The organism is Ruegeria sp. BHSA191 (assembly GCF_059613325.1).
Genome location: NZ_JBXWSH010000018.1, coordinates 12,957 through 35,425, shown reverse-complemented (window position 1 = coordinate 35,425; position 22,469 = coordinate 12,957). Strand labels below are relative to the sequence as shown.

At 63.0% G+C, this 22,469-nt stretch carries 19 protein-coding genes; 8 read left to right on the top strand and 11 right to left on the bottom strand.

Features of this window, described 5'->3' with window-relative positions; all coding sequences use genetic code 11:
• Nucleotides 1-105: 105 nt before the first annotated feature.
• Complete coding sequence (locus tag AC2FNS_RS15520; protein ID WP_496681544.1) at nucleotides 106-1,194, top strand: helix-turn-helix domain-containing protein; 1,089 nt, start codon at nucleotides 106-108, stop codon at nucleotides 1,192-1,194.
• Nucleotides 1,195-1,204: 10 nt separating this feature from the next.
• Here the strand turns inward: AC2FNS_RS15520 and AC2FNS_RS15515 are convergent, their stop codons facing one another.
• Nucleotides 1,205-2,509: a UDP-glucose dehydrogenase family protein gene (locus AC2FNS_RS15515; RefSeq protein ID WP_496713340.1), complete on the bottom strand. Its 1,305-nt coding sequence runs from the start codon at nucleotides 2,507-2,509 to the stop codon at nucleotides 1,205-1,207.
• Nucleotides 2,510-2,670: 161 nt separating this feature from the next.
• Between AC2FNS_RS15515 and gmd the strand changes: the two genes are divergently transcribed.
• Both gmd and fcl read left to right on the top strand, forming a co-directional pair.
• Complete coding sequence (gene gmd, locus AC2FNS_RS15510; protein WP_496681540.1) at nucleotides 2,671-3,795, top strand: GDP-mannose 4,6-dehydratase; 1,125 nt, start codon at nucleotides 2,671-2,673, stop codon at nucleotides 3,793-3,795.
• A gap of 11 nt (nucleotides 3,796-3,806) precedes the next feature.
• Complete coding sequence (gene fcl / locus AC2FNS_RS15505) at nucleotides 3,807-4,784, top strand: GDP-L-fucose synthase (protein WP_496713338.1); 978 nt, start codon at nucleotides 3,807-3,809, stop codon at nucleotides 4,782-4,784.
• A gap of 33 nt (nucleotides 4,785-4,817) precedes the next feature.
• Here fcl and AC2FNS_RS15500 read toward each other — a convergent pair whose 3' ends face one another.
• The 8 genes from AC2FNS_RS15500 to AC2FNS_RS15465 all read right to left on the bottom strand — a co-directional run bounded on the left by AC2FNS_RS15500 (nucleotide 4,818) and on the right by AC2FNS_RS15465 (nucleotide 15,820).
• The gene (locus tag AC2FNS_RS15500; RefSeq protein ID WP_496797822.1) at nucleotides 4,818-5,903 is read right to left on the bottom strand and encodes a DUF2793 domain-containing protein; all 1,086 of its coding nucleotides are present in this window, start codon (nucleotides 5,901-5,903) and stop codon (nucleotides 4,818-4,820) included.
• Between the two features lie 248 nt (nucleotides 5,904-6,151).
• A complete protein-coding gene (locus AC2FNS_RS15495; protein WP_496713334.1) occupies nucleotides 6,152-7,588 on the bottom strand; it encodes a mannose-1-phosphate guanylyltransferase/mannose-6-phosphate isomerase in 1,437 nt (478 codons plus the stop codon).
• 72 nt (nucleotides 7,589-7,660) lie between these two features.
• Nucleotides 7,661-8,554: a UTP--glucose-1-phosphate uridylyltransferase GalU gene (galU, locus tag AC2FNS_RS15490; RefSeq protein WP_496681531.1), complete on the bottom strand. Its 894-nt coding sequence runs from the start codon at nucleotides 8,552-8,554 to the stop codon at nucleotides 7,661-7,663.
• Nucleotides 8,555-8,801: 247 nt separating this feature from the next.
• Complete coding sequence (locus AC2FNS_RS15485) at nucleotides 8,802-10,607, bottom strand: ABC transporter ATP-binding protein (protein WP_496712338.1); 1,806 nt, start codon at nucleotides 10,605-10,607, stop codon at nucleotides 8,802-8,804.
• Nucleotide 10,608: 1 nt separating this feature from the next.
• Nucleotides 10,609-11,538, bottom strand: coding sequence for an ABC transporter permease subunit (locus AC2FNS_RS15480; RefSeq protein ID WP_496681526.1), 930 nt, complete (start codon nucleotides 11,536-11,538; stop codon nucleotides 10,609-10,611).
• Nucleotides 11,539-11,548: 10 nt separating this feature from the next.
• Nucleotides 11,549-12,472, bottom strand: coding sequence for an oligopeptide ABC transporter permease OppB (gene oppB, locus AC2FNS_RS15475; protein WP_170367374.1), 924 nt, complete (start codon nucleotides 12,470-12,472; stop codon nucleotides 11,549-11,551).
• Between the two features lie 68 nt (nucleotides 12,473-12,540).
• The gene (locus AC2FNS_RS15470) at nucleotides 12,541-14,169 is read right to left on the bottom strand and encodes a peptide ABC transporter substrate-binding protein (protein WP_496712339.1); all 1,629 of its coding nucleotides are present in this window, start codon (nucleotides 14,167-14,169) and stop codon (nucleotides 12,541-12,543) included.
• Nucleotides 14,170-14,587: 418 nt separating this feature from the next.
• A complete protein-coding gene (locus AC2FNS_RS15465; RefSeq protein ID WP_496712340.1) occupies nucleotides 14,588-15,820 on the bottom strand; it encodes a lytic murein transglycosylase in 1,233 nt (410 codons plus the stop codon).
• A gap of 130 nt (nucleotides 15,821-15,950) precedes the next feature.
• Between AC2FNS_RS15465 and AC2FNS_RS15460 the strand changes: the two genes are divergently transcribed.
• The 4 genes from AC2FNS_RS15460 to AC2FNS_RS15445 are packed head-to-tail and all read left to right on the top strand — an operon-like array spanning nucleotide 15,951 to nucleotide 19,948.
• Entirely contained in the window at nucleotides 15,951-16,913 is a 963-nt protein-coding gene (locus AC2FNS_RS15460; protein WP_496712341.1) for a cytochrome ubiquinol oxidase subunit II, read from the top strand.
• The gene (locus tag AC2FNS_RS15455) at nucleotides 16,910-19,000 is read left to right on the top strand and encodes a cbb3-type cytochrome c oxidase subunit I (protein WP_496712342.1); all 2,091 of its coding nucleotides are present in this window, start codon (nucleotides 16,910-16,912) and stop codon (nucleotides 18,998-19,000) included. Before AC2FNS_RS15460 ends, AC2FNS_RS15455 begins: the two co-directional genes overlap by 4 nt.
• Nucleotides 18,997-19,629 carry a cytochrome c oxidase subunit 3 gene (locus AC2FNS_RS15450; RefSeq protein WP_496712343.1) on the top strand — a complete coding sequence of 211 codons (633 nt, stop codon included), beginning with the start codon at nucleotides 18,997-18,999 and terminating at the stop codon, nucleotides 19,627-19,629. The genes AC2FNS_RS15455 and AC2FNS_RS15450 overlap by 4 nt, the downstream gene beginning before the upstream one ends.
• A complete protein-coding gene (locus tag AC2FNS_RS15445) occupies nucleotides 19,622-19,948 on the top strand; it encodes a cytochrome o ubiquinol oxidase subunit IV (protein WP_496712344.1) in 327 nt (108 codons plus the stop codon). Before AC2FNS_RS15450 ends, AC2FNS_RS15445 begins: the two co-directional genes overlap by 8 nt.
• Before the next feature lie 6 nt (nucleotides 19,949-19,954).
• Here the strand turns inward: AC2FNS_RS15445 and AC2FNS_RS15440 are convergent, their stop codons facing one another.
• Nucleotides 19,955-20,317: a fluoride efflux transporter FluC gene (locus AC2FNS_RS15440; protein WP_496685274.1), complete on the bottom strand. Its 363-nt coding sequence runs from the start codon at nucleotides 20,315-20,317 to the stop codon at nucleotides 19,955-19,957.
• Nucleotides 20,314-20,682 carry a fluoride efflux transporter FluC gene (locus AC2FNS_RS15435; protein ID WP_496712345.1) on the bottom strand — a complete coding sequence of 123 codons (369 nt, stop codon included), beginning with the start codon at nucleotides 20,680-20,682 and terminating at the stop codon, nucleotides 20,314-20,316. Before AC2FNS_RS15435 ends, AC2FNS_RS15440 begins: the two co-directional genes overlap by 4 nt.
• A 203-nt stretch (nucleotides 20,683-20,885) precedes the next feature.
• On the opposite strand from AC2FNS_RS15435, the gene AC2FNS_RS15430 reads away from it, so the two are divergent.
• Nucleotides 20,886-22,466, top strand: coding sequence for an FMN-binding glutamate synthase family protein (locus AC2FNS_RS15430; RefSeq protein WP_496712347.1), 1,581 nt, complete (start codon nucleotides 20,886-20,888; stop codon nucleotides 22,464-22,466).
• Nucleotides 22,467-22,469 lie beyond the last annotated feature (3 nt).

Sequence of the window (22,469 nt, the reverse complement as noted above, 5' to 3'; positions counted from 1 at the left end):
GTAACGGGGAAGCTCGGACCTGTTCAACCCGATAACCGCCAGCACCGGCACCGCTGGGCGGAAATGCCGCCGGCCCTCTTGTGAAGCGTTGAAAATCGCCGAAGAATGCAGGTCATGATGTCAGGACCGCATTCCCCCGACCCCGACGAGGACGAGCCCTTTGCCGGCCCGCGCAGCATCTATGATGTCGATCCCCCGGAAGACGAGGACCTGTGGTTTCTGCCCCCCGACAGCGACCCGGCCGTCGAGGATCTTTTGCCGCCCGGTCCCCGGGCGGACCGGCGCCTGCTGTTCGATCCGCGCGAGTGGCGCGCGGCGCAGGCCGCCGTGGCGCAGGACCTGGCCGAGTTGACCCTGACCTTCGGCGCGTTGGACGAACGGTTGCGGGCGGGTCCGGCGGGCTGGACGCATCGGCTGGCGCTGATGGACGTGTCCGATCTGGGTTGGTGGACCGGCGATCGGATCAGCGTCGACCGGCTGGCACTGTGGACCGGGCTGCGCATCGGAGCCACCGGCGACGACGTACAGGCCCTGTTTCGGGCGGGCTGGGCGGTGCGGCGGCTGACCTCAGGGGCCGGTCCGTCCGACGGGGGCTGGCAGCACGGGCTGGCTGCGTTTCTGGACCGGATGGCGCAGGGCATCGACGAGGTGCCCGAGGCCGTGGCCGATCTGGCCGAGGTGATGGACTCTGCCGCCGATCTGCACCCGGTGACCCAGTCGGCCATCGCCTTTCACGCCTGGCGCGCGCTGTCGCAAGGGATGGGTCAGGACACCGAGGCCGCTGTCATCGCCGCTCGCCACGCGGCCACGATGGGGCGGGGTGGGGCGCTGTTCATGCCGCTGGCGCTGTCGGGGCCGGGGGCGTTGCGCAGCGCAGGAGCGCCCGAAGACAAGCTGGGCGCGTGGGTGCGCGGCGCGGGGCAGGCGGCGCTGGCCGCCCTGCTGCACCTGGATCGCGTCAGCGCCTGGGAGTCGCGCGCTCGCGCCGCGACCGATGATCTGAGCGGCCGGACACCGCCGGTTCTGATCGACGTTCTGGCCGCCTGGCCTATGGTTTCGGCGCCGCTGGCCGAGCAACTGACGCAGGCCTCGCGCGCGGCGGTGCAGCGCAATCTCGACAAGTTCACCAGCCGCGGGCTGATCCGCGAGGTGACTGGGCAGGGGCGGTACCGCGTCTGGGCGGCGGCGCTGTGATGCGGCGGGCCTAGCGGCCTACGCCAACATAGGTGTCGAAACCCGATTTCAGCGCCATTTCGCGGGCGTAGATGTTGCGCAGATCGACCATCCGCGGGGATTTCATCGCCCGGGCCATCTGGGACAGGTTCAGAGCGCGGAACTCGTTCCATTCGGTCAGCAGCACGACCGCATCGGCATCGCGCACGGCGGCATAGGGGTCGTCCTCCCATATCACGCCCGGCAGCAGGGCCTCGCCCTCGGCGCGGCCCTGCGGATCGACCACGCGCACCTGAGCGCCGCCGCCGATCAGCGCCGGTACGATGGTCAGCGAGGGTGCATCGCGCATGTCATCCGTGTTGGGCTTGAAGGTCACGCCCAGCACCGCGATGGTCTTGCCGTTGAAGCTGTCTCCGCAGGCGTCTCGGATCTTTTCGATCATGCGCTTCTTGACCTCGTCATTCACCCGCATGACTGTCTCGGTGATCTGCATGGGAAAGGCGTGATCCTGGCCGATCCGCGCCAGCGCGGCAGTGTCCTTGGGAAAGCAAGACCCGCCATATCCGGGACCGGCATGCAGGAACTTGTTGCCTATGCGCCCGTCCAGACCGATGCCCCGCGACACCTCCTTGACGTCGGCGCCGACCCGCTCGCACAGGCCGGCGATTTCGTTGATGAAGGTGATCTTGGTCGCCAGAAAGGCATTGGCCGCGTATTTGATCATCTCGGCGCTTTCCAGATCGGTGGTCAGGATCGGAAAGTCCCGCAGGTACAAGGGGCGATAGATGTCTGCCATCACCTGAGCGGCGCGGTCGCTCTCGACGCCCACCACGACCCGGTCGGGACGCATGAAATCGTCGATCGCCGCGCCTTCGCGCAGAAATTCGGGGTTCGAGGCGACGTCGAAATCGGCCTCGGGGTTGGCGGCAGAAATGGTCTCGTGAACCTTGCGGTTGGTGCCCACGGGCACGGTCGATTTGGTGACGACCACGGTATAGCGGGTCAGGGCGCGGGCGATCTCGTCGGCGGCGGCCATCACATAGGTCAGGTCGGCATGCCCGTCTCCGCGGCGGGTCGGCGTGCCAACGGCGATGAACACCGCATCGGCCCCATCGACCGCCCGGGCCAGATCGGAGGTGAAGCTGAGCCGTCCGGCGGCCACGTTCTTGGCCATTAGCATGTCCAGCCCCGGCTCATAGATCGGAACCTGACCCGCCTGTAGCATCCGAATCTTGTCTTCGGCCTTGTCCACGCAGATCACGTCATGGCCGAAATCCGAGAAACACACCCCCGACACCAGCCCTACGTAACCGGTGCCGATCATCGCAATACGCATTGTCCACTATCCCTTTCTGGTACCCACCGTGGCGGGCGGGCACACATTCTGAGAATCTTCCGCCGGTTTCAATGGCTGTCTGCCGGACCGGCTTGCAATCTGGTTCGTCTTGCTGTTTTAGGAGCGAAACCCAAATACCCCTAGGATTTTTGAGGCATTCGATGACGAAAACGGCGCTGATTACCGGGATCACCGGACAGGACGGTTCTTACCTGGCAGAGTTTCTTTTGGCCAAGGGGTATGAAGTTCACGGAATCAAGCGGCGGGCCTCTTCGTTCAACACGCAGCGGATCGACCATATCTATCAAGACCCGCACGAGCCCAACCCCAAACTGCGCCTGCACTATGGTGACCTCAGCGACACGTCGAACCTGACCCGGATCATCCAAGAGGTTCAACCCGACGAAGTCTACAACCTAGGTGCGCAATCGCATGTGGCGGTCAGTTTCGAGGCGCCGGAATATACCGCCGATGTCGATGCAATCGGTACCCTGCGGCTGCTCGAGGCGATCCGCTTTCTGGGGCTCGAGAAAAAGACGCGCTTCTATCAGGCTTCGACCTCAGAGCTGTACGGGCTGGTCCAGGAAATCCCGCAGCGCGAGACCACGCCGTTTCACCCCCGTTCGCCTTATGCCGTCGCCAAGCTGTATTCCTATTGGATCACGGTGAACTACCGCGAGGCCTATGGGATGTATGCCTGCAACGGGATCCTGTTCAATCACGAAAGCCCCCGCCGGGGCGAAACCTTCGTGACCCGCAAGATCACCCGCGGTCTGGCCAACATCGCCCAGGGCCTCGAACAGTGTTTGTACATGGGCAATATCGACAGTCTGCGCGACTGGGGCCATGCCAAGGACTACGTGCGCATGCAGTGGATGATGCTGCAGCAGGATCAGCCCGAGGATTTCGTGATCGCCACCGGCAAGCAGTATTCGGTGCGCGAGTTCATCGAATGGTCGGCGGCCGAACTAGGGATCTCGGTCGAGTTCTCCGGCAGTGGCGTCGACGAGGTTGCAACGGTGACGGCGATCGAAGGCGAGGACGCTCCGGCTGTGAAACCGGGCGACGTGATCATGCGCATCGACCCGCAGTATTTCCGTCCGGCCGAGGTGGACACCCTGCTGGGCGACCCGACCAAGGCAAAGGAAAAACTGGGCTGGGAGCCGGAACTGACGGCGCGGGAAATGTGCGCCGAAATGGTCCGGGAAGATCTGAGAACGGCCAAACGCCACGCCCTGTTGAAAGAGCATGGCTATGAACTGCCGGTCAGCCTCGAAAACGGCTGAGGGGGGTCAAAATGCAAAAGGTCTATATCGCCGGACATCGCGGCATGGTCGGAGGCGCGATTCTGCACCGTCTTCAGACGAGTCAGGCCCAGGGTGAGGACCTGCAGCTGATCACGCGCACCCACGCAGAACTGGACCTGACCGATCAGGCGGCGGTGCGCGACTTCATGCAGGCCGAACGCCCCGATGTGGTGATCCTTGCCGCCGCCAAAGTGGGCGGCATCCACGCCAACAACACTTATCCGGCGGATTTCATCTATGACAACCTGATGATCGAGTGCAACGTGATCCATCAGGCCTTTGCCGCCGGTGTGCGGCGCCTGCTGCAATTGGGCAGTTCTTGCATCTACCCGCGCGAGGCCGCCCAGCCCATGCGCGAAGATGCGCTGTTGAACGGTGTGCTGGAACCCACGAACGAGCCCTATGCCGTTGCCAAGATCGCGGGGATCAAGCTGTGCGAAAGCTACAATCGCCAGCACGGGGTCGACTACCGCTCGGTCATGCCGACGAACCTGTACGGACCGGGCGACAACTTTCACCCTGAAAACAGCCACGTTCTGCCCGCCCTGATCCGCCGGTTTCACGAAGCCGCGCGCGACGGGCTGGACGAGGTGGTGATCTGGGGCACCGGCAAACCCAGGCGCGAATTCCTGCATGTCGATGACATGGCCGAGGCGTCGCTGTTCGTGCTGGACTTGCCGCGAGCCGACTACGAGGCCAACACCCAGCCGATGCTGAGCCACATCAATGTCGGGTGCGGGCAGGACGTCTCGATCGCGGAACTGGCCGCGCTGGTGGCCAAGGTCACGGGGTTCCAGGGCAGGATCACCCAGGACCCCAGCAAACCCGACGGCACGATGCGCAAGCTGATGGATGTTTCGCGGCTGGCGAGGATGGGCTGGACGGCGCGCATCGGGCTCGAGGACGGCATTCGCCAGACCTATGCCTGGTTCCTTGAGCAGCCCGAGCACGGCCTACGCGCCAAGTAGCGGCCCGGCCCGAAGGCCGGGTGGCTGAGCAGGTCAGATCCACCGACCGATTGCGACCAGTGCAGGCGCGATTGCCGTTGTGTCCGAGATTGTCGACAAGACCTGCCAGTCGGCCTGACTGTCGGTTGCGGCTCCAAGGCTGAGGAACCGGCCCGTGGCCCCGCCACTGCCCGAGACGGCAGGCGAGCTGCCGCTGACAAAGGGCACCGGGTAGGTCCAGGTTTGGGTGGCGCTTGCAAATAGGGCGCCGGCATTGGCGATACAGCCGACCCCAGCAGGGCTTGTTGTGCAGATCTGGGTGCCGTCGGCAAAGCGGACATATTCGCCGTCAGCCGAGGCGCCGCGTTCGATCACCGCTCCGGTCGGTGTGCCGCCGGACTGGCTGACTGCGCCCAGCAGGTTGCCCGGCCCATAGCCAAAATCCGCCCGCATCAGTCGGCCGGGGGTTACGTCAGTCGCGCTGGCCTGAACTGCGGCCCCGGCCGCAGTGCCCGTGGCCGCGTCCAAACGAAGTGCCTCGGTCCAGCTGCCGCCATCCGGCGACACCTTGATCGAGAAGTCGGTGTTTCCCGCCAGACCCATCTCGGCGTGGCCGGTCCAGTTGGACTGAAACAGCAGGGATGCAGTGTCGGATGCAGCGGCCTTGTTGATCTTCAGTTGATGCCCGGCCCCGTCATGGGTCAGCAGCGTGGCCGGGCTGCGGACCGACAGACGGTTCGTGCCGTCATAGCCGGTTGCGATACCGATGCCCGCAAGGTTGGACGTTTCGACCGGCGGATCGATCCAACCGTTCCCGTCCCACGACTTCAACCGCCCGGCGGTTTCATCCCAGATCCGCCAACCGGTTCTGGGGGTCACGAAATACCAGCCATTGTCCAGCCAGGCCGCCAGCTTGCCCGCGTGCCCGGCCCAGGCGCCGGTGGGCGCGGATCCCAATCCATAGACCGCCCCCTGCGCGGGTACCGCAGGCGGGGTGTTTTCGTTCAGCGCAATCGCGCTGAGCTGCACGACCAGATCCAGCTCACGCAGGGCCTCGTTGTGGGTGACATGTTTTTGCGCCTGAGACGGTTGCAGAAAGGGCAGGTTCAGGCGGGGAGTGGTTTGTGACACGGCGGGCATCCTCCTTGGGCTGTCGGGTCAGTGAGTGCTTTGCGCGTCACTCTGCCCTGCCTGTGGTCAATGCGCGCTTTCCCGTGCGAACGGTACGGAAACAAATTCGAAAGTGGTGATTTCCAATGGCGAAACAAATCGGGGCGATGGTGTGGTTTGTTGCCATCTAAGGGCGGCGACGCATCAAGGTGATTCTGTTGGCCGCACAAAAAAAGGGGCCGCCATGGGGCCGCCCCTGGGGTCATCCGCCGGGATGCTCAGCTGCGGGCATAGACATCCTCGTACCGGATGATGTCATCCTCGCCCAGATAGCTTCCGGTCTGAACTTCGATCAGAACCATCGGCACCTTGCCGGGGTTTTCCATCCGGTGCACGGCGCCCAGCGGGATATAGACCGACTCGTTTTCGCTCACCAACTGCACCTTATCGTCGATCGTGACCTTTGCGGTGCCTTCGACGACGATCCAATGTTCGGCCCGATGGTGATGTGACTGCAGGCTCAGCGCGGCGCCGGGGTGCACATGGATGCGCTTCACCTGAAACCGGTCGCCCACGACCAGGCTTTCGAACCAGCCCCACGGGCGATGGTCCACCGGCAGCTGTTCAGCCTGTTTGGAGCCCTTTGCCTTGAGGGCCGCGACCGCTGTCTTGACGTCCTGCGCCTTGTCCATGCTGGCTACCAGCACAGCATCGGGCATGGCCACGGCGATCATATTCTCAAGTCCCATCGCCACGACTTCCTGGGCTGGCGATTCCGACCGGATCAGAACGTTGCGACAGTCGATCGCCGTCACCTCGCCGGCGGTTGCCACGCCATCCTCGGATGGGTTGCTCAGTTCCTGCACGGCAGACCAGCTGCCCACATCCGACCAGCCGCCTGCGAAGGGCACGACGCTCAGGTTGTCGGCCCGCTCCATAACGGCATAGTCGATCGAGATGTCTTCGATCGGCTCCCATGCGTCGCGGTCCAACCGCAGGAAACCCAGATCGGCCTTGGCCTTTTCAACGGCGACTCGAACCGGGTCGATCAGATCGGGCGCGTGGGCTTCGAAGGCGGAAATGATGTCGCGGACGGCGAACAGGAAGATCCCGGAATTCCACAGATAATTCCCGTCGGCGACCATCTGGCGGGCGCGTTCGAGATCGGGTTTTTCAACGAAATGGTCCAGCGGGACGGCCTTGCCCGAAGCGTCCGGCGTCGTGGCGAGCTTCAGATAGCCATAGCCGGTCTCGGGCCGGTCCGGCGTGATGCCGAACGTAACCAGATGCCGGTCTTGCGCGACAGCTTGCAAGCCCTTTTCGACGGCGGCGTAGAAGGCGGCCTTGTCCGGGACGACATGATCCGACGGAGCCACCAGCATCAGCGCGTCCGGGTCCTGCTGTTGCAGGTACAGGGCCGCCGCCAGAATAGCCGGTGCCGTGTTGCGTCCTTCGGGCTCGATCAGCACTGGGCCGGGGTCGATTCCGACAGCGGCCAACTGCTCGGTGACGACAAAACGGAAGGCCTCATTGGTCAGAATCAGGGGTTTGGAAAAAGGTGCCTCGGCCGGACCCCGCATCCGATCGGCGCAATCCTGCAACAGGCTGGTTTCACCGAGCAGCGGCACGAATTGCTTGGGATAGCTCTTGCGGGACAACGGCCACAGCCGGGTTCCGGAGCCTCCACACAAGATGACGGGATGGACGTTGCTCATGTTAAAAAATACTCTTTTTTTGATGTGATTTGGGTGGTTACACCGTTTGACGGCTAGGTATGGCGCGGTGCATCACTGCGCGGCTTTGCCTGTGGCGACGATATCGTTCAGGTATCGGGCTAAGTCGTCGCGCAGGTCGTCGCGGGCCAGCGCGAAGGACACCGTCGCCTGCAGAAACCCCGCCTTCGAGCCGCAATCGAACCGCTGGCCCTTGAACCGATAGCCGAAGACCGGCACGCCGTTGCCGATGTCCTCGGCGATGGCATCGGTCAGCTGGATCTCACCGCCGCTGCCTTTCTTCATGTGGTTGAGGTTGTACAGCACCGAAGGACCCATGATGTAGCGTCCGATCACCGCCAGGTTCGAGGGCGCCTCTTCGGGTTTGGGCTTCTCGACCATTCCGCGCACGCGGACCACCGTGCCGGCGTTTTCGGCCACGTCCAGAATGCCGTAGGCGCTGGTGCGCTCTGGCGCCACCTCCATCGTGGCGACCATGTTGCCGCCGGTTTCTTCATAGGCTTCAACCATTTGTTGCAGACAGGGCTTTTCGGCGGCGATGACGTCGTCGGGCAGCATCACGGCAAAAGGTTCGTCGCCGATCAAACGTCGTGCGCACCAGACCGCGTGGCCCAGGCCCAGGGCCTTGTACTGGCGGATATAGGCGATCGCACCGCTTTCCATGTTGGTCGCATCCAGCGTTTTCAGCAGCTTGTCTTTGCCCTTGGCCCGCAACTCTTCCTCGAGAACGGGGTTGTGGTCGAAATAGTCTTCCAGCGCCGACTTGCCGCGCGATGTCACGAAGATGAATTCCGTGATCCCGGCCGCGCGGGCTTCGTCGATGGCGTATTGAATTAATGGCCGGTCAACCAGCGTCATGATTTCTTTCGGAACCGATTTCGTGGCGGGCAGAAATCGGGTCCCCAATCCCGCGACCGGAAAAATCGCCTTGGTGACCTTTCGTGACATGATACCTCACAAATAAATACGCTGCGGGCGAACAAACTGCCGCCGGGGATCCCTCTTAGGCCGGGAGGCCAGCGCATTCAATGACTCTTGGGCGACCCGGCGGAAACTTTCCGAACCGTGCCATCTGAAATGAACGGTGTCAAAAGCATCCTTAGAGGTGTGATCGACCCGTGAAACGCTATGGGCCCGGTAACAAGGCAAGCGGACGAACCCCCAAAGCCGAAGTTCCGGCTTTGGGGGGCGGCGATCAAGCCTGAGCCAGAATGGCGTCCAGCGGGTCGTGCTCGGCCACCAGATGCCCCGGGGCAACCTCGGTCAGCTTGGGAACATAGTCGGTCTGACCCGCCGCCAGACGGCTGGGCAGGAACCGCAGCGCCGCCTTGGGATCCATCGGCGAGGGCAACTCGCCCGGCAGTTTCAACCGCTGGCGGCTGCGCTCGACATCCGGGTCCGGGATCGGAACCGCCGAGATCAGCGATTTCGTATAGGGATGAACCGGGTTCGAGCAGATCACCTCGCCATCGCCCAGTTCGACGATGCGGCCGAGATACAGAACCATGATCCGGTTCGACACCGCGCGCACCACCGACAGGTCGTGGCTGATGAAGATCATCGACAGACCGAACTCCTGCTGCAGTTCCTTCAGCAGCTGCACGATCTGCGCCTGGATCGACACGTCCAGCGCCGAGACCGCCTCGTCGCAGATGATCAGCTTGGGTTTGTTGATCATCGCCCGAGCGATGCCCACGCGTTGGTTCTGCCCGCCCGACAACTCGTGCGGGTAGCGGTTGATCATGTTGGCGTTCAGGCCGACCCGTTCCATCATCTCAGCGACCATCTGCTTGCGCTCGCGCTCGGTCAGGTCGGGGCGATAGGTTTTCAGCGGTTCCGCGATCGAGGCGGAGATCGTCATCCGCGGGTCCAGGCTGGCCAGCGGGTCCTGGAACACGATCTGCAGATCCTTGCGGTACTTGTTCAGTTCGGCCCGTTTCAGCCCGACGATCGGATGGCCCAGCCAGCTGACATTGCCGGCGCTCGGCTCGATCAGCTGCAGCACGGCACGGGCGAGGGTGGACTTGCCGCAGCCCGATTCACCGACCACGCCCAGGGTTTCACCCTTGCGGATGTCAAAGCTGACGCCGTTCACCGCCTTCAACGGCACCTTGCGGCCAAAAATGCCGCCCGGAACGTGGATCGGGAAATGCACCTTGACGTCATCGACCCTCAGCAGCGGGGCCTCGTCGGTCTCTACCGCCTTGGGCGCATCGCCCGCGTCGATGCGGGGCATGGCCTCGATCAGGGTGCGGGTATAGTCGTGCTTGGGCGCGTGAAAGATCTCGCGCGTGTCACCGGCCTCGACGAACTCACCCAGGCGCATGACCTGCACCCGGTCGCACATGCGGGCCACGACGCCCATGTCATGGGTGATCAGGGCGATGGCCGTGCCTTCGTCCTTTTGCAGACGCACCATCAGATCCAGGATGTCGGCCTGAACGGTCACGTCCAGCGCGGTGGTCGGTTCGTCTGCAATCAGCAGTTTGGGATTGCACAGCATCGACATGGCGATCATCACCCGCTGGCGCATCCCGCCCGACAGTTCGTGCGGGAACTGGTCCAGACGGCGCGCGGCCTCTGGGATGCGGACGCGGTCCAGCCATTCCAGACACCGTTGCCGCGCGGCCGAGCCCAGCAGGCCTTCGTGCACGCTCAGCACTTCGCGCATCTGCTGGCCGATCCTCAGATGCGGGGTCAGCGCGGTCAGCGGGTCCTGAAATATCATGCCCACATCGGCACCGCGGATCTGGTTCAGCTTGCTCACGGGCAGGTTCAGAATTTCCTGCCCGTTCAGCAGCACCGACCCGGTGGCCCGGCCCGCCGGCGGCAGCAGGCCCATCGCGGCCATGAAGGTCTGGCTTTTGCCCGACCCGCTTTCGCCGACGATGCCCAGGCATTCGCCCGGGGCGATGTCAAAGCTGATGTTCTTGACGGCCTCGACCACCCCATCGGGCGTGTCGAACTGAACGCTCAGGTTCTTTACGGAAAGCAGGCTCATGTCAGCGGTCCTTCGGATCCAGTGCGTCACGCAGGCCATCGCCGATGAAGAACATCGTGATGATGATGGTGACGTAAAATGCCAGGGGGTACATCAGTTGCCACAACGTGCCGTAACCCATGGTTCCGGCGCCCTCGGCGATCAGACGACCCAACGAGGTATAGGGCTCGGAAATCCCCAGCCCCAGGAACGAGATGAAGCTTTCCGTCAGGATCATCTCGGGCACCAGCAGCGAGGCATAGACGATCACCACGCCCAGCAGGTTGGGCAGGATGTGGCGGTACATGATGGTGAACTCGCTGACACCGGCGGCGCGGGCGGCTTCGATGAACTCTCGGTTCTTTAGGGTCAGGGTCTGGCCGCGCACGATCCGTGCCATGGTCAGCCAGCCCACCGCACCCAGTGCGATGAACAGCATGAAGAACGACCGCCCCGCCACAACCAGCAGCAGGATGATGACCAGCGTGGCCGGAATGGCCAGCAGGATGTCGACAAAGCGCATCATCACGCTGTCGACGCGCCCGCCGATGTAACCGGCGGCGATGCCGTAGCAGGTGCCGACGATCAGCGCGGTGGCCGCCCCGACTAGGCCCACCAGTAACGAGGTGGTGGTGGCCTGGATGACCCGGCTGTACAGGTCGCGCCCCAGATCGTCGACGCCGAAATAGTGGCCGGTTTCGATGGACGGCATCCCCATGCCGGCCACGTCGCCCATGACGGCCCAGTCGATTTCCTCGTTGTTCCAGACGGCGAAGTAAGGCCCGATGATCGTGAACAGAACGATCAAGCCCAAGATGAACACGCTGGCCATGGCGGCCTTGTTGCGGACAAAACGCATCCGCGCGTCCTGCCACAGCGACCGGCCCTGGATGGCGGTGTGATCGGTGATGGTCTCGGCCAGCCGAGCGGCTTTTTGTGATTTTCCAAGCATGGATTGCCCCTCAGTACCGGATTTTCGGATCGAACCAAGCATAGGCCAGGTCGGTCAGCAGGTTCACCAGAACGGTCAGCACGCCATAAAGTATCGTGACCCCCAGCAGCACGGCATAGTCGCGCGACAGGGCCGAACCCACATAGGCTTGCCCCAGCCCGCCGGTCGAGAAGTAGATGTCCACAAACACCGACCCGGTCAGTACATAAACGAAGACCGGGCCCAGATAGGACACCACCGGCAGCAGCGTGGGTTTCAGCGCGTGGCGCCAGATCACGGTGCGGGTCGGTAGGCCCTTGGCCCGGGCGGTGCGGATGAAGTTCGAATTCAGAACCTCGAGCATAGACGACCGGGTGATCCGCGCGATCGAGCCCATGTACGAGGTCGCAAGCGCGATGACGGGCATGATCAGGTATTGCCACTGACCCCCGTTCCAGCCGCCGCCCGGCAGCCAGCCCAGCCACAGGGTGAAAGTCAGGATCAGGATCGGGCCCATGATGAAGTTCGGCAGCGCCTGGGCGGCGATGCCCAGACCCACGGCGAAATAGTCGATCCAGCTGTTGTGGCGGATCGCGGCGGCGATGCCCAGCCCGACGCCCACCAGCGTAGCCACGATGAAGGACAGCATCCCGTAGGTCAGCGAAATCGGAAAGCCCTGCGCGATGATGTCGTTCACGTCGCGGTCCTTGAACTTGAAGGACGGGCCGAAATCGAAATGCACCACGATGTTGTACAGATAGTCCCAAAGCTGTTTCCACAGCGGCTGGTCCAGCCCGTAGCGCGCCTCGATATTGGCCAGAACCTGCGGCGGCAACGGCCGCTCAGAGGTGAAGGGCCCGCCGGGCGCGAAGTGCATCAGAAAGAAACTGGCGACGATCAGCAACAGGATCGTCGGAACGGCGATCAGCAGTCGCCGGATGACATAGGCAAGCATTTCATGCCCCCAATTATTGGCCCTGCCCCAGAGCATGTCCGGGGCAGGGCGCGATCAAAGGATGATGATTACTCGGCGATCTTGTAGAGGTTTTTCGAGTACCAGTTCTGCTCGACGTTGTTCACCGGCCAGTTCCCCACGTCGCTGTCCATCATGTAGACGCCGGCATAGTGGTAGATCGGGATCACAGGGGTTTCCTGTGCGATGATCCGCTCGACCTCGGTGTACAGCGGGGCCGGATCATCCGAGGTCTTGGCCTGGGCCAGCAGCTCGTCCACCTTCGGGTTGCTGTACTTGCCGTCGTTATAGCCGGAATCAGACTGCAGCAGGTCCAGGAAGGTCGAGGCTTCGTTGTAGTCGCCGCACCATGCGCCGCGGGCCAGCTCGAAGTTCTGGTTGCCGCGCTCTTCCAGGAAGATCTTCCATTCCATGTTGGCCAGCTCGACCTGCGCGCCCAGCTTCTGCTTCCACATCTGGCTGAGGGCCACGGCGACCTTCTTGTGCGCCTCGGAGGTGTTGTAGACCATCGAGAAGGTCAGCGGGTTGTCGGGGCCGTACCCGGCCTCGGCCAGCAGTTCTTTGGCCAGCTCGTCGCGCTCGGCTTGCGTCATCGTCGCCATTTCGACGACCGGCGGGGTGAACCCTGCGGTGGCTTCGGGCACGAAGGTGTAGGCTTCGGGCTGACCTCCGGCCAGGATGTTCTCGGTGATGATCTTGCGGTCAACCGCCAGCGACAGAGCCTGACGCACGTTCGGGTCCTTGAAGGCCTCGGGGCCGCCGTCGGACAGGTTGAACGTGTAGTAGTAGTTGCACAGGCGCGGGAAGCTGATCGCCTCGTTCGGGTATTCCTTCTTCAGTCGCGGGAACTGGCCTGCGGGCACCTCGGTACGGTCCAGCTCGCCGGCCAGATAACGGGTCAGGGCCACGTTTTCATCGTTGATGACCAGCGCCACGACCTTGTCGATGATGGTGTTGTCGTTGTCCCAGTACATCGGGTTGCGCTCGCGCACCGAGCGTTCGTTGGGCAGGTGCTCGGTCAGGACATAGGCGCCGTTCGACACGATGTTGCCAGGCTTGGTCCATTCATCGCCGAACTGCTCGATAACCTTCCGCGGGGCCGGGAAGGTGGTCGAATGCGTGGTCATCTGCGGGAAATAGGGCAGCGGCGCGCTCAGCTTCACTTCCAGCGTGTGGTCGTCGATCGCCTTGACGCCCAGATCGTCGACCGGCTTTTCGCCCGCGATGATTTCGGCGGCGTTCTCGATCGACATCAGTTCCATGAACCACGCATAGGGCGAGGACAGCGCCGGATCGACGGCGCGCTTCCAAGCGTATACGAAATCATGCGCGGTGACCGGGTCACCATTCGACCACTTGGCGTTGTCGCGCAGGGTGAAGGTGTACACGTCCTTGGTTTCGTTGGTGGTATAGCCGGTCGCCACGCCCGGAACCAGGTTGCCGTTCTCGTCCTGGTTCATCAGACCTTCGAACAGGTCGCGGACAATCTCGGCGCCCGACACGTCCTCGACCACCTGCGGGTCGACCGAGCTGTGCTCGTCCAGCACGCGGTAGACAAAGGTCTGGTCGTCGGCCAGCGGCTCGCCGGTGACCGGATGGGTGCCTGCGGCCAGCGCGGCACCGGTGATGAAGGTCGAGCACAGCAGGCCCGCCACCGAGTTTCGAAGGATGGTGTTCATGATCTTCTCCCATTTATTGTGGCGGCGGTCTGCGCATCCCCGTGGGATGGCGTCCGGCGGCCCTGGTTGCCCGACATCCGCTGGGACCCGGTTCTTTTCGATTTTGGATTGTGCCAATTCGCAAGGAACACTGCGTCGCAGCTTTGTGGATTGCAGTCGGTGAAGTGGATGCAAGAGCTTCCTCTCGCTGTGCAAGACCGTGCCACTATTTTGGGCAGGGTTAAAGCCTTCCCATGAACCCGGATCGCCTAAAGGTAGAAAGAAACTTCGTGACGCGAGGTCGCCGAAATTTTGTAACGATGGCGTTTGTCGTTGGGATATTTTCGTGCCCAGGCTGCCCGGAATTCCGCCTGTGAAGCGGCCTGTTTCGGCAGAGTATCGCGGCCCGTTTTCGCCGAATTCGGCGAATCGCCCGCGGTCAGGGGCGCAACCGCGATTTCATCCGCGCGTCGGGAAAGCATGTGGGGCGCTGGCCTGTCGCCTCTTGCCAGCGGCCGATCGACCGGCGCGTCTTGTATCCCGGCAGGCCATCGGCACCGCCCACGTCATGCCCCATGGCGATCAGGGCTTTCTGCATGGCTGCGATGTCCGACCGGTACAGGCCGTCAATCTTGCCCCAGCGCCCCTTGAAATCGCCCACGCCATAATGGATGCGGTCGCCTACATGGCCCACGAACAGGGCATAGAGGTCGCTGGTGTTGTAGTCCTTCAGAACGTAGAAATTGGGTGTCACGATGAAGGCCGGCCCGTGGCGGCCCGCTGGCATCATCAGGTATCCTTCGCCGAGCAGCTCGTGCGGGGGAAAGGGTCGGCCCGAGACGCGGGTGATGCCCATCGCGGCCCAGTCGCGGATCGGGCGACCCTGATCGGGGCCCTCCAGCGCACAGGACACTGACGCATCCACCGTCACCTCGAACCCCCAGTCGCGGCCGGGCACCCAGCCATGTCGTTCAAGGTAGGCAGCGATCGAGGCGATCGTGTCTTCGGCCGACCTCCAGATATCGGCGCGCCCATCGCCATTGCCGTCGGTGGCATAGGTCAGAAAACTGCTGGGCATGAATTGCGGCTGGCCCAGAGCGCCGGCCCAACTGCTTTTCATCGCCCGGCCGCTTACGTGGCCGGCCTCGACGATCTGCAGGGCGGCGATCAGCTCGTCGGTGAAATACGCCGCGCGCGTGCTCATGAACGCCTTGGTGGCCAGCACCTGAAAGGCATCATGCCGGATGGGCACCTGCCCGAACCCGCTTTCGCGGCCCCAGATCGCAAGGATGATGCGTGCGGGCACGCCTGTGTCCGCGGCGACCCGACGCAGGGTCGCTGCATGGCGTTTGGCCATCCTGCGCCCGGCCGCGGCGGTGCCTTGCACCGTGTTGGCGTTGAAATAACGAGCCGGTGCGCCGAATTCGGCCTGGCGCTGCGTCTTGGGCGTCTTTGGTGTGGTTCCGGGCGGCACCAGATCCGGCAGATCCCAGTTGATCCTGACGCCGTTCAGACTGTTTTGGAACGTGCGGCGCGACACGCCCTCGCCCCGGGCCAAGGGCCAGAGTTCGGTGCTCAGCCAAGCCTGGAATTGTTGTTCCACGGCGGCCCTGTCCAGCGCCGGAACGGCGGTGGCCCAGATCAGGCCGAGGATGACGAACAGCACACGCATGGCAGGTTCCGAGTGTCTCCACCCCGCGACCCAAGTCAACTCATACCGATAGTTTGCCTGAAATTTCTTGTGAAGTCGGTCAACTCTGCCGATAGTTGCCGAAACCAGCGGGAACAAAAGGCAATCTGACGTGGCCAGAGAACCGACGACCCCGGCAGTACGAGCGACGCTGATCGCGATCACGGTCTGGGCGGTCGCCGCCCATCCTGGGTTGGCCAGTAATAGCTTTCTGGACCCGCAAGGCCCGATAGCCCAGGCCCAGAGGGTTCATCTGTTGCGCGCCACCGCGCTGATCCTGGTTGCGGTCATTCCGGTTCTGGTTCTGGTTCCCCTGATCGCTCTGCGCTATCGCCGTCGCGCGCAAAGCCCGGCTACCTATCGGCCCAAATGGGAGTTTTCGCCCCTGCTCGAAACCGCGATGTGGGGCGTGCCAGTGGTAATCGTGGCGCTGCTGTCCTTCTATCTGTGGAAGGCGACCCACCGGCTGGACCCCTACGCGGCCGCGTTCGGCGATGAACCGGCCCTGCGCGTGCAGGTGGTGGGGCTGGATTGGAAATGGCTGTTCATCTACCCCGATCTGGGCATCGCGACGGTGGGTGAATTCGGGATTCCCACGCAGCGTCAGGTCGCCTTGACGCTGACGACGGACACGGTGATGCAATCCTTCATGATTTCTGCCCTGGCGGGGCAGATCTATGCCATGCCCGGCATGATGACCCAATTGCATCTTGTGGCTGATGTCCCGGGCCGGATGCAGGGCGAAAACACCCAGTACAACGGGCGCGGATTTACCAAGCAGAAGTTCCAGACGGTCGCGATGTCGCCCCCGGACTTCGACGCATGGGTTGACCGGGTTGGGCAGAACGGAATCGTTCTGGACCCGGCAACCTATCGGACGTTGGCCATGCGGACCGACCGGGACGAAGTTCAGGCCGCGCTTGGCACCGCGCAGATGCCGGACAATGCGCTGTACTTTCGTCTGGATGATGGCGATCTGTTCCACAGCGTTCTGGACCGGTATCACAACGGGCAACCATTGCCTGAGGATCAGCAACCGGGAACCGTCCAGTACGGGCAGGAGGGCAAGCCATGACAGCTGCCGAGTCCGGTTTCTTCGGTCGTCTGACCTGGGAAGCATTCCCCATCGCCGGGCTGATTCAAGATCCCAACACGAACGAGATCGTCGCCAAAGCGGCGGCGGGCGTGGTGATCGTCGGTGTGGTCTTGGTTCTGGGGCTGCTCACGTGGTTTCGCCTGTGGGGGCCGCTGTGGCGCGACTGGCTGACCAGCGCGGATCACAAGAAAATCGGCATCATGTATATCGTCTTTGCCATCGTCATGCTGGCGCGCGGCGTTCTGGAGGGCGTCGTGATGCGTGCCCAACAGGCGGCCGGGCCGGGCGAGGGATTCCTCGAGGCCGAACACTTTGCCGAGCTGTTCAGCACCCACGGCACGATCATGATCTTCTTCGTGGCGGTGCCCTTCGTGTTCGGACTGGCGAATTTCCTTGTCCCGCTGATGATCGGCGCGCGCGACGTGGCCTTTCCGGTGATGAACCAGATCAGCCTCGGCCTGACGGTTTCGGCGGGGATGATGCTGATGGTCAGCTTGGTGGTGGGCGAGTTTTCCACCGGCGGCTGGACGGCCTATCCGCCCTATACCGGAGCGGCCTTCAATCCGGGTGTGGGGCCGGATTACTGGATCTGGGCGATCGTGGTGTCGGGTATCGGCACCACGCTGACGGGGATCAACTTTGCCGTCACGATCTACAAGCTGCGCGCGCCCGGGATGAAATTCATGCGGCTGCCGATGTATTGTTGGACGATCATCTGCAGCTCGATCCTGATCGTGTTCGCAATGCCGCCTTTGGGGGTAGCGGCGCTGCTGCTGGCCGCTGACCGGTATCTTGATTTCCATTTCTTCACCAATGACCTGGGCGGCAACATGATGAACTATGCCAACCTGTTCTGGCTGTTCGGCCACCCCGAGGTCTATCTGCTGGTTCTGCCGGCCTATGGCATCTTTTCCGAAGTCTTCGCGACCTTCTCGGCCAAGCGGCTCTATGGCTACACTTCGCTGGTGATCGCGACCATGTCGATCGCGGTGCTGTCGTTCACCGTCTGGCTGCACCATTTCTTCACCATGGGCCAAAACGCCCTGATCAACGCGGTCTTCGGCATTGCCACGATGCTGATCGCAATTCCCACCGGCGTTAAGGTCTATGACTGGATGGCCACCCTTTATCGTGGCCGCATCCGGTTCTCGGTGCCGATGCTGTACGGGCTGGCCTTTCTGATGCTGTTCGTGATCGGGGGGCTCAGCGGGGTGATCCTGGCCAATCCGACCGTCGACTATCAGGTGCACAATACGCTGTTCCTGGTCGCGCATTTTCACAACGTGCTGCTGCCGGGTGTCCTGTTCGGCTTGCTGGCGGGCTACAACTATTGGTTCCCCAAAGCCTTCGGCTTCCGCCTGGATGAAGCCTGGGGGCGGATTTCAGTCGTGCTGTGGACGGTGGGCTTCATGCTGACCTTCCTGCCGCTGTATGTGGTGGGTCTGATGGGTATGCCGCGCCGGTCCTACAGCTGGGAGGAACCGAACTTTCATCCCTACATGATCGCGGCCGTCATCGGAGCGCTGGTTATTCTGGCCGCGCTGTTGTCGATCGTCGTGCAACTGTGGGTCAGCATCCGCAACCGCGAACAGAGCCGCGTTCCGGTTGGCGACCCCTGGGACGCCCGCACGCTGGAATGGTCGATCGCGGCCCCGCCGCCGCGTTACAATTTCGCGATCATCCCGCTTGTCACGGACCGTGACGATTTCGCCGCCGCGAAAGAACGCGGCGAGGCCTACCCGCACCCCGACCGATACGAGGACATCACAATGCCGCGCAACACCAGCATCGGTTTCGTACTCTGCGTGCTCAGCGGCGTGTGGATGTTTGCGCTGGTTTGGTGGATCTGGTGGCTGGCGGCGCTGATGACCGTGATGATGATCCTGTCGTTCATCCTTTGGACCTTTCAGACCGATACCGAGGAGGTTGTTGCGGCCGAAGACGTGCGCAGGCAGCACGAGGCCTGGCTGGACCTGGTCCGCAACGCGACCCCTGTAAACAGGGATCATGAAGGCGCGCCAGAAAACACCGGGCTTGCCCGACCGGATCTGGAGGCGACGACATGAGGCCTGCACCAACCCACAGCTATCCGGGCCTGAACCTGGGCCGGGGCAGGCCCGGGGCCCACAAGGCGACCGAGGTGGTGACCTTCGGTTTCTGGGTCTTTCTGATGAGCGATCTGGTCTATTTCGGGCTGATGTTCGGCGTCTACATCACCATGATAGACGCACAGGCCGGTGGTCCGGGCCCGCACGCGCTGTTTGATCTGTACAGCATCTTTGCCCAGACGCTGATCCTGCTGACCAGCAGCCTGACCGTTGGACTGGCCATGCTGGCGCTGAAATACAACCTGCCGCGCGGCCGGATCGTTTTGTGGTTCGGGGTCACGCTACTGCTGGGGCTGAGTTTTCTGGTTCTCGAGATCCGCGATTTCATGTCGATGGTGGAAAAGGGCGGCATCCCACAGCGCAGCGGTTTCCTGTCCGCCTACTACGGGCTGGTGCCTCTGCACGGTCTGCATGTGGCCGCGGGCTGCGTGTGGTTGGTGGTGCTGGGCATTCAACTGCGGGTCATGGGGATGACCGACCTTGTGATCTCGCGCATGGTCCGGCTGGCGCTGTTTTGGCATTTTCTCGACCTGATCTGGATCGGCATCATCACCATCGTCTATTTCGGAGGGCTGACTTATGGATAGACATTCCGAACTGCACCGGCGCGAGCGGCGGCGCTATGCGATCGGCTATGGTGGCTCGCTTTTGTTGACGCTGGCCATGTTTGGCACGGCGCATTGGTTCGGCATCGAAACCCGCGGCGTCTATCTGACGATCGGCCTGCTGGGGCTGGCGCAGCTAATCGTGCAGCTGATCTATTTCCTGCATATCGACCGTCGCCGCAGCAGCCGCGAGGATCTCGATCTGGTGTTGTTCTCGACGCTGGTTCTTCTGATCATAATCGGGGGAACGGTCTGGATTCTGGGCAATCTGGCGATGCGGATGCACATGCCCGTCATGTGAGCGCGCTCAGCGCGTTGCCCACAGGCCCAGCCACAGGGCCAGCCAGCACAGGCCGACGCTCAGCAGGATGTTGGCGGCTGCGGTCGCGATGGTGCGCTCGCGCCGCAGTTCCAGCGACTGCCAGGCAAAGCTGGAAAAGGTCGTGAAACCGCCGCAGAAGCCGAAGACAAGGCGCCTTTGATCTTCGGCCAGATCGACGGTGCCGCCCAGATACCCGATCCAAAGCCCCAACAGCAGGCTGCCGCCCACGTTCACCATCAGAGTTGCCACCGGCAGGTCATGGGTAACCGCGCGTGTAACCCAATGGCGCAGCACGGCGCCCAGCCCGCCGCCCAGCCCGAACATCAAGTGCAAGTGCAGATCGGTCATCCGCCGAACCCTCGGGCCGACCTGCGACGGCCGATGGCCTCGCCCAGAATCGCCGCGCCCAGTCCGGCGGAGATCTCGGCCGCCAGCGGTATCAGCACCACCCAGCCCGAGGTTTCGGCGAAGCGCTCCAGCTCGGCGACGAACGAGGAAAAGGTCGACAGCCCGCCGCAGAAACCCACAGCGCCCAGATGCAGCACATGGGCATGCACACGGGTGCGGATCGCATACAGCCAGCCCAGCACGAAACAGGCCGCCACGTTGATGCCGAACGTGGCCGTCAGCAGTGGCGCACCGGGGATCTGCAGCGCAAACAGTTCGCGCAGGATCGACCCCGCCGCGCCGCCGATGAAGACGGCGGCATACATCAGCGGTCGTCCCGCTATGGCAGCCTGCGCTCTGGCCAAGACGTCTGTCCCTGTTCCTGCGTGTCTGCGCATGGATAAAGGGCGTGCCCATCAGGCTCAAGGGCGATCACGATGGCGCAAGACAGGCCGCGCGATCCGCACAAAGGCTTGCAATCGCGTGACAAGCTTTCCACGATCGGCCGAAGATCATGAGGGAGAGCAGGATGATCGTACGCAGGATCTACTTTGCCGTGACCTTTGTCGCGTTGCCGCTGACGGTCATTCTGGGGCTGTTCTGGCCGCCTGCTTTCTGGCTGCTGGTCCTGTTGGTGCCTTATGCGCTGGTTGGTCTCTATGACCTGCTGACCACGCGGCACAACGTGCTGAACAACTATCCGGTTCTGGGGCACTTCCGCTACATGCTGGAATTCGTCAGCCCCGAGATCCGGCAATATTTCGTGGAAACCAACGAAAGCGGCCGCCCGTTCAACCGCATCGTGCGGTCTCTGGTCTATTCCCGGGCCAAGGGGCAGGTCGATACGCAGGCCTTCGGCACGCAGTACGACATCCTCAAGGTTGGGTACCACCGCGCCAACCATTCGCTGGCCCCCAAGGAGGTGCCGGAAAGCGAGGAACGCATCCTGCTTGGCGGGCCTCAATGTGAAAAACCCTATTTGGCGTCGCGTCTGAACGTCTCGGCCATGAGCTTCGGTGCGCTCAGCGCCAATGCGATCCGGGCGCTGAACGGCGGCGCGCGCGACGGCGGTTTTGCCCACAACACGGGCGAGGGCGGCCTGTCGCCCCATCACTTGGCCGAGGGCGGTGACATCATCTGGCAGATCGGCACCGGCTATTTCGGCTGCCGCACCCCTGAGGGCGGTTTCGACAAGGACAAGTTCGCCGAACGGGCGCGGATGGAGGTCGTCAAGGCGATCGAGATCAAGCTGTCGCAAGGGGCTAAGCCCTCGCATGGCGGCGTGCTGCCTGCGGCCAAGGTGGATGCCGAAATCGCCGTGATCCGCGGCGTGCCGGTGCACCAGGACGTGATCTCGCCGCCGGTGCATTCGGCCTTCGACGGCCCGACCGGGTTGCTGAATTTCGTCCAACAGCTCCGCGACCTGTCCTGCGGCAAGCCCGTCGGCTTCAAGCTGTGCATCGGGGCGCGATCCGAATTCCTTTCGATCTGCAAGGCCATGCTGGAAACCGGCATCCTGCCCGATTTTATCACCGTGGACGGGGCCGAAGGCGGCACCGGCGCTGCCCCAGTGGAATTTACAAATCGCCTGGGAACCCCACTGAACGAGGCGTTGATCTTCGTCGACAACAGCCTGCGTGGCGTGGGGCTGCGTGACAAGATCCGGGTGATCGCCTCGGGCAAGGTGGCCACCGGGTATGACATGATCGAGAAATGCGCCCTGGGGGCCGACATGTGCAACGCGGCGCGGGCGATGATGTTCGCGGTGGGCTGCATCCAGGCGCTACATTGCAACACCAACCGCTGCCCCTCGGGGGTGGCCACGCAGGACCCGGTGCGCGGCCGCGCGGTCAATGTCCCGCAAAAGCGCAAGCGCGTGCACCGGTTCCACGATGCGACGCTGGAAAGCTTCCGTGAGATCCTGGGCGCCATGGGCAAGGAACGGGTGTCGGATCTGCGCCCGTCCGACATCTTTCGCCGGACGGCGGACGAACGCGAGTGGTCCTATGCCCAGCTTTATACCTTTCTCGAAGACGGCGCCTTGTTGGGTGCCGACATTCCTGCCGAATTCGCCGATGATTGGGCCCGTGCCTCACCCGCGCAGTTCTGACAC

What these genes read in the sequence shown, in the direction of transcription:
- AC2FNS_RS15450 (WP_496712343.1), top strand. Translation starts at nt 18,997, where the DNA reads ATGAGGCCTGCACCAACCCACAGCTATCCGGGCCTGAACCTGGGCCGG.
- gmd (WP_496681540.1), top strand. Translation starts at nt 2,671, where the DNA reads ATGACGAAAACGGCGCTGATTACCGGGATCACCGGACAGGACGGTTCT.
- AC2FNS_RS15440 (WP_496685274.1), bottom strand. Translation starts at nt 20,317, where the DNA reads ATGACCGATCTGCACTTGCACTTGATGTTCGGGCTGGGCGGCGGGCTG.
- fcl (WP_496713338.1), top strand. Translation starts at nt 3,807, where the DNA reads ATGCAAAAGGTCTATATCGCCGGACATCGCGGCATGGTCGGAGGCGCG.
- AC2FNS_RS15445 (WP_496712344.1), top strand. Translation starts at nt 19,622, where the DNA reads ATGGATAGACATTCCGAACTGCACCGGCGCGAGCGGCGGCGCTATGCG.
- AC2FNS_RS15435 (WP_496712345.1), bottom strand. Translation starts at nt 20,682, where the DNA reads ATGTATGCCGCCGTCTTCATCGGCGGCGCGGCGGGGTCGATCCTGCGC.
- AC2FNS_RS15495 (WP_496713334.1), bottom strand. Translation starts at nt 7,588, where the DNA reads ATGAGCAACGTCCATCCCGTCATCTTGTGTGGAGGCTCCGGAACCCGG.
- AC2FNS_RS15520 (WP_496681544.1), top strand. Translation starts at nt 106, where the DNA reads ATGCAGGTCATGATGTCAGGACCGCATTCCCCCGACCCCGACGAGGAC.
- AC2FNS_RS15455 (WP_496712342.1), top strand. Translation starts at nt 16,910, where the DNA reads ATGACAGCTGCCGAGTCCGGTTTCTTCGGTCGTCTGACCTGGGAAGCA.
- oppB (WP_170367374.1), bottom strand. Translation starts at nt 12,472, where the DNA reads ATGCTTGCCTATGTCATCCGGCGACTGCTGATCGCCGTTCCGACGATC.
- AC2FNS_RS15430 (WP_496712347.1), top strand. Translation starts at nt 20,886, where the DNA reads ATGATCGTACGCAGGATCTACTTTGCCGTGACCTTTGTCGCGTTGCCG.
- AC2FNS_RS15485 (WP_496712338.1), bottom strand. Translation starts at nt 10,607, where the DNA reads ATGAGCCTGCTTTCCGTAAAGAACCTGAGCGTTCAGTTCGACACGCCC.
- AC2FNS_RS15470 (WP_496712339.1), bottom strand. Translation starts at nt 14,169, where the DNA reads ATGAACACCATCCTTCGAAACTCGGTGGCGGGCCTGCTGTGCTCGACC.
- AC2FNS_RS15465 (WP_496712340.1), bottom strand. Translation starts at nt 15,820, where the DNA reads ATGCGTGTGCTGTTCGTCATCCTCGGCCTGATCTGGGCCACCGCCGTT.
- AC2FNS_RS15515 (WP_496713340.1), bottom strand. Translation starts at nt 2,509, where the DNA reads ATGCGTATTGCGATGATCGGCACCGGTTACGTAGGGCTGGTGTCGGGG.
- galU (WP_496681531.1), bottom strand. Translation starts at nt 8,554, where the DNA reads ATGTCACGAAAGGTCACCAAGGCGATTTTTCCGGTCGCGGGATTGGGG.
- AC2FNS_RS15500 (WP_496797822.1), bottom strand. Translation starts at nt 5,903, where the DNA reads ATGCCCGCCGTGTCACAAACCACTCCCCGCCTGAACCTGCCCTTTCTG.
- AC2FNS_RS15480 (WP_496681526.1), bottom strand. Translation starts at nt 11,538, where the DNA reads ATGCTTGGAAAATCACAAAAAGCCGCTCGGCTGGCCGAGACCATCACC.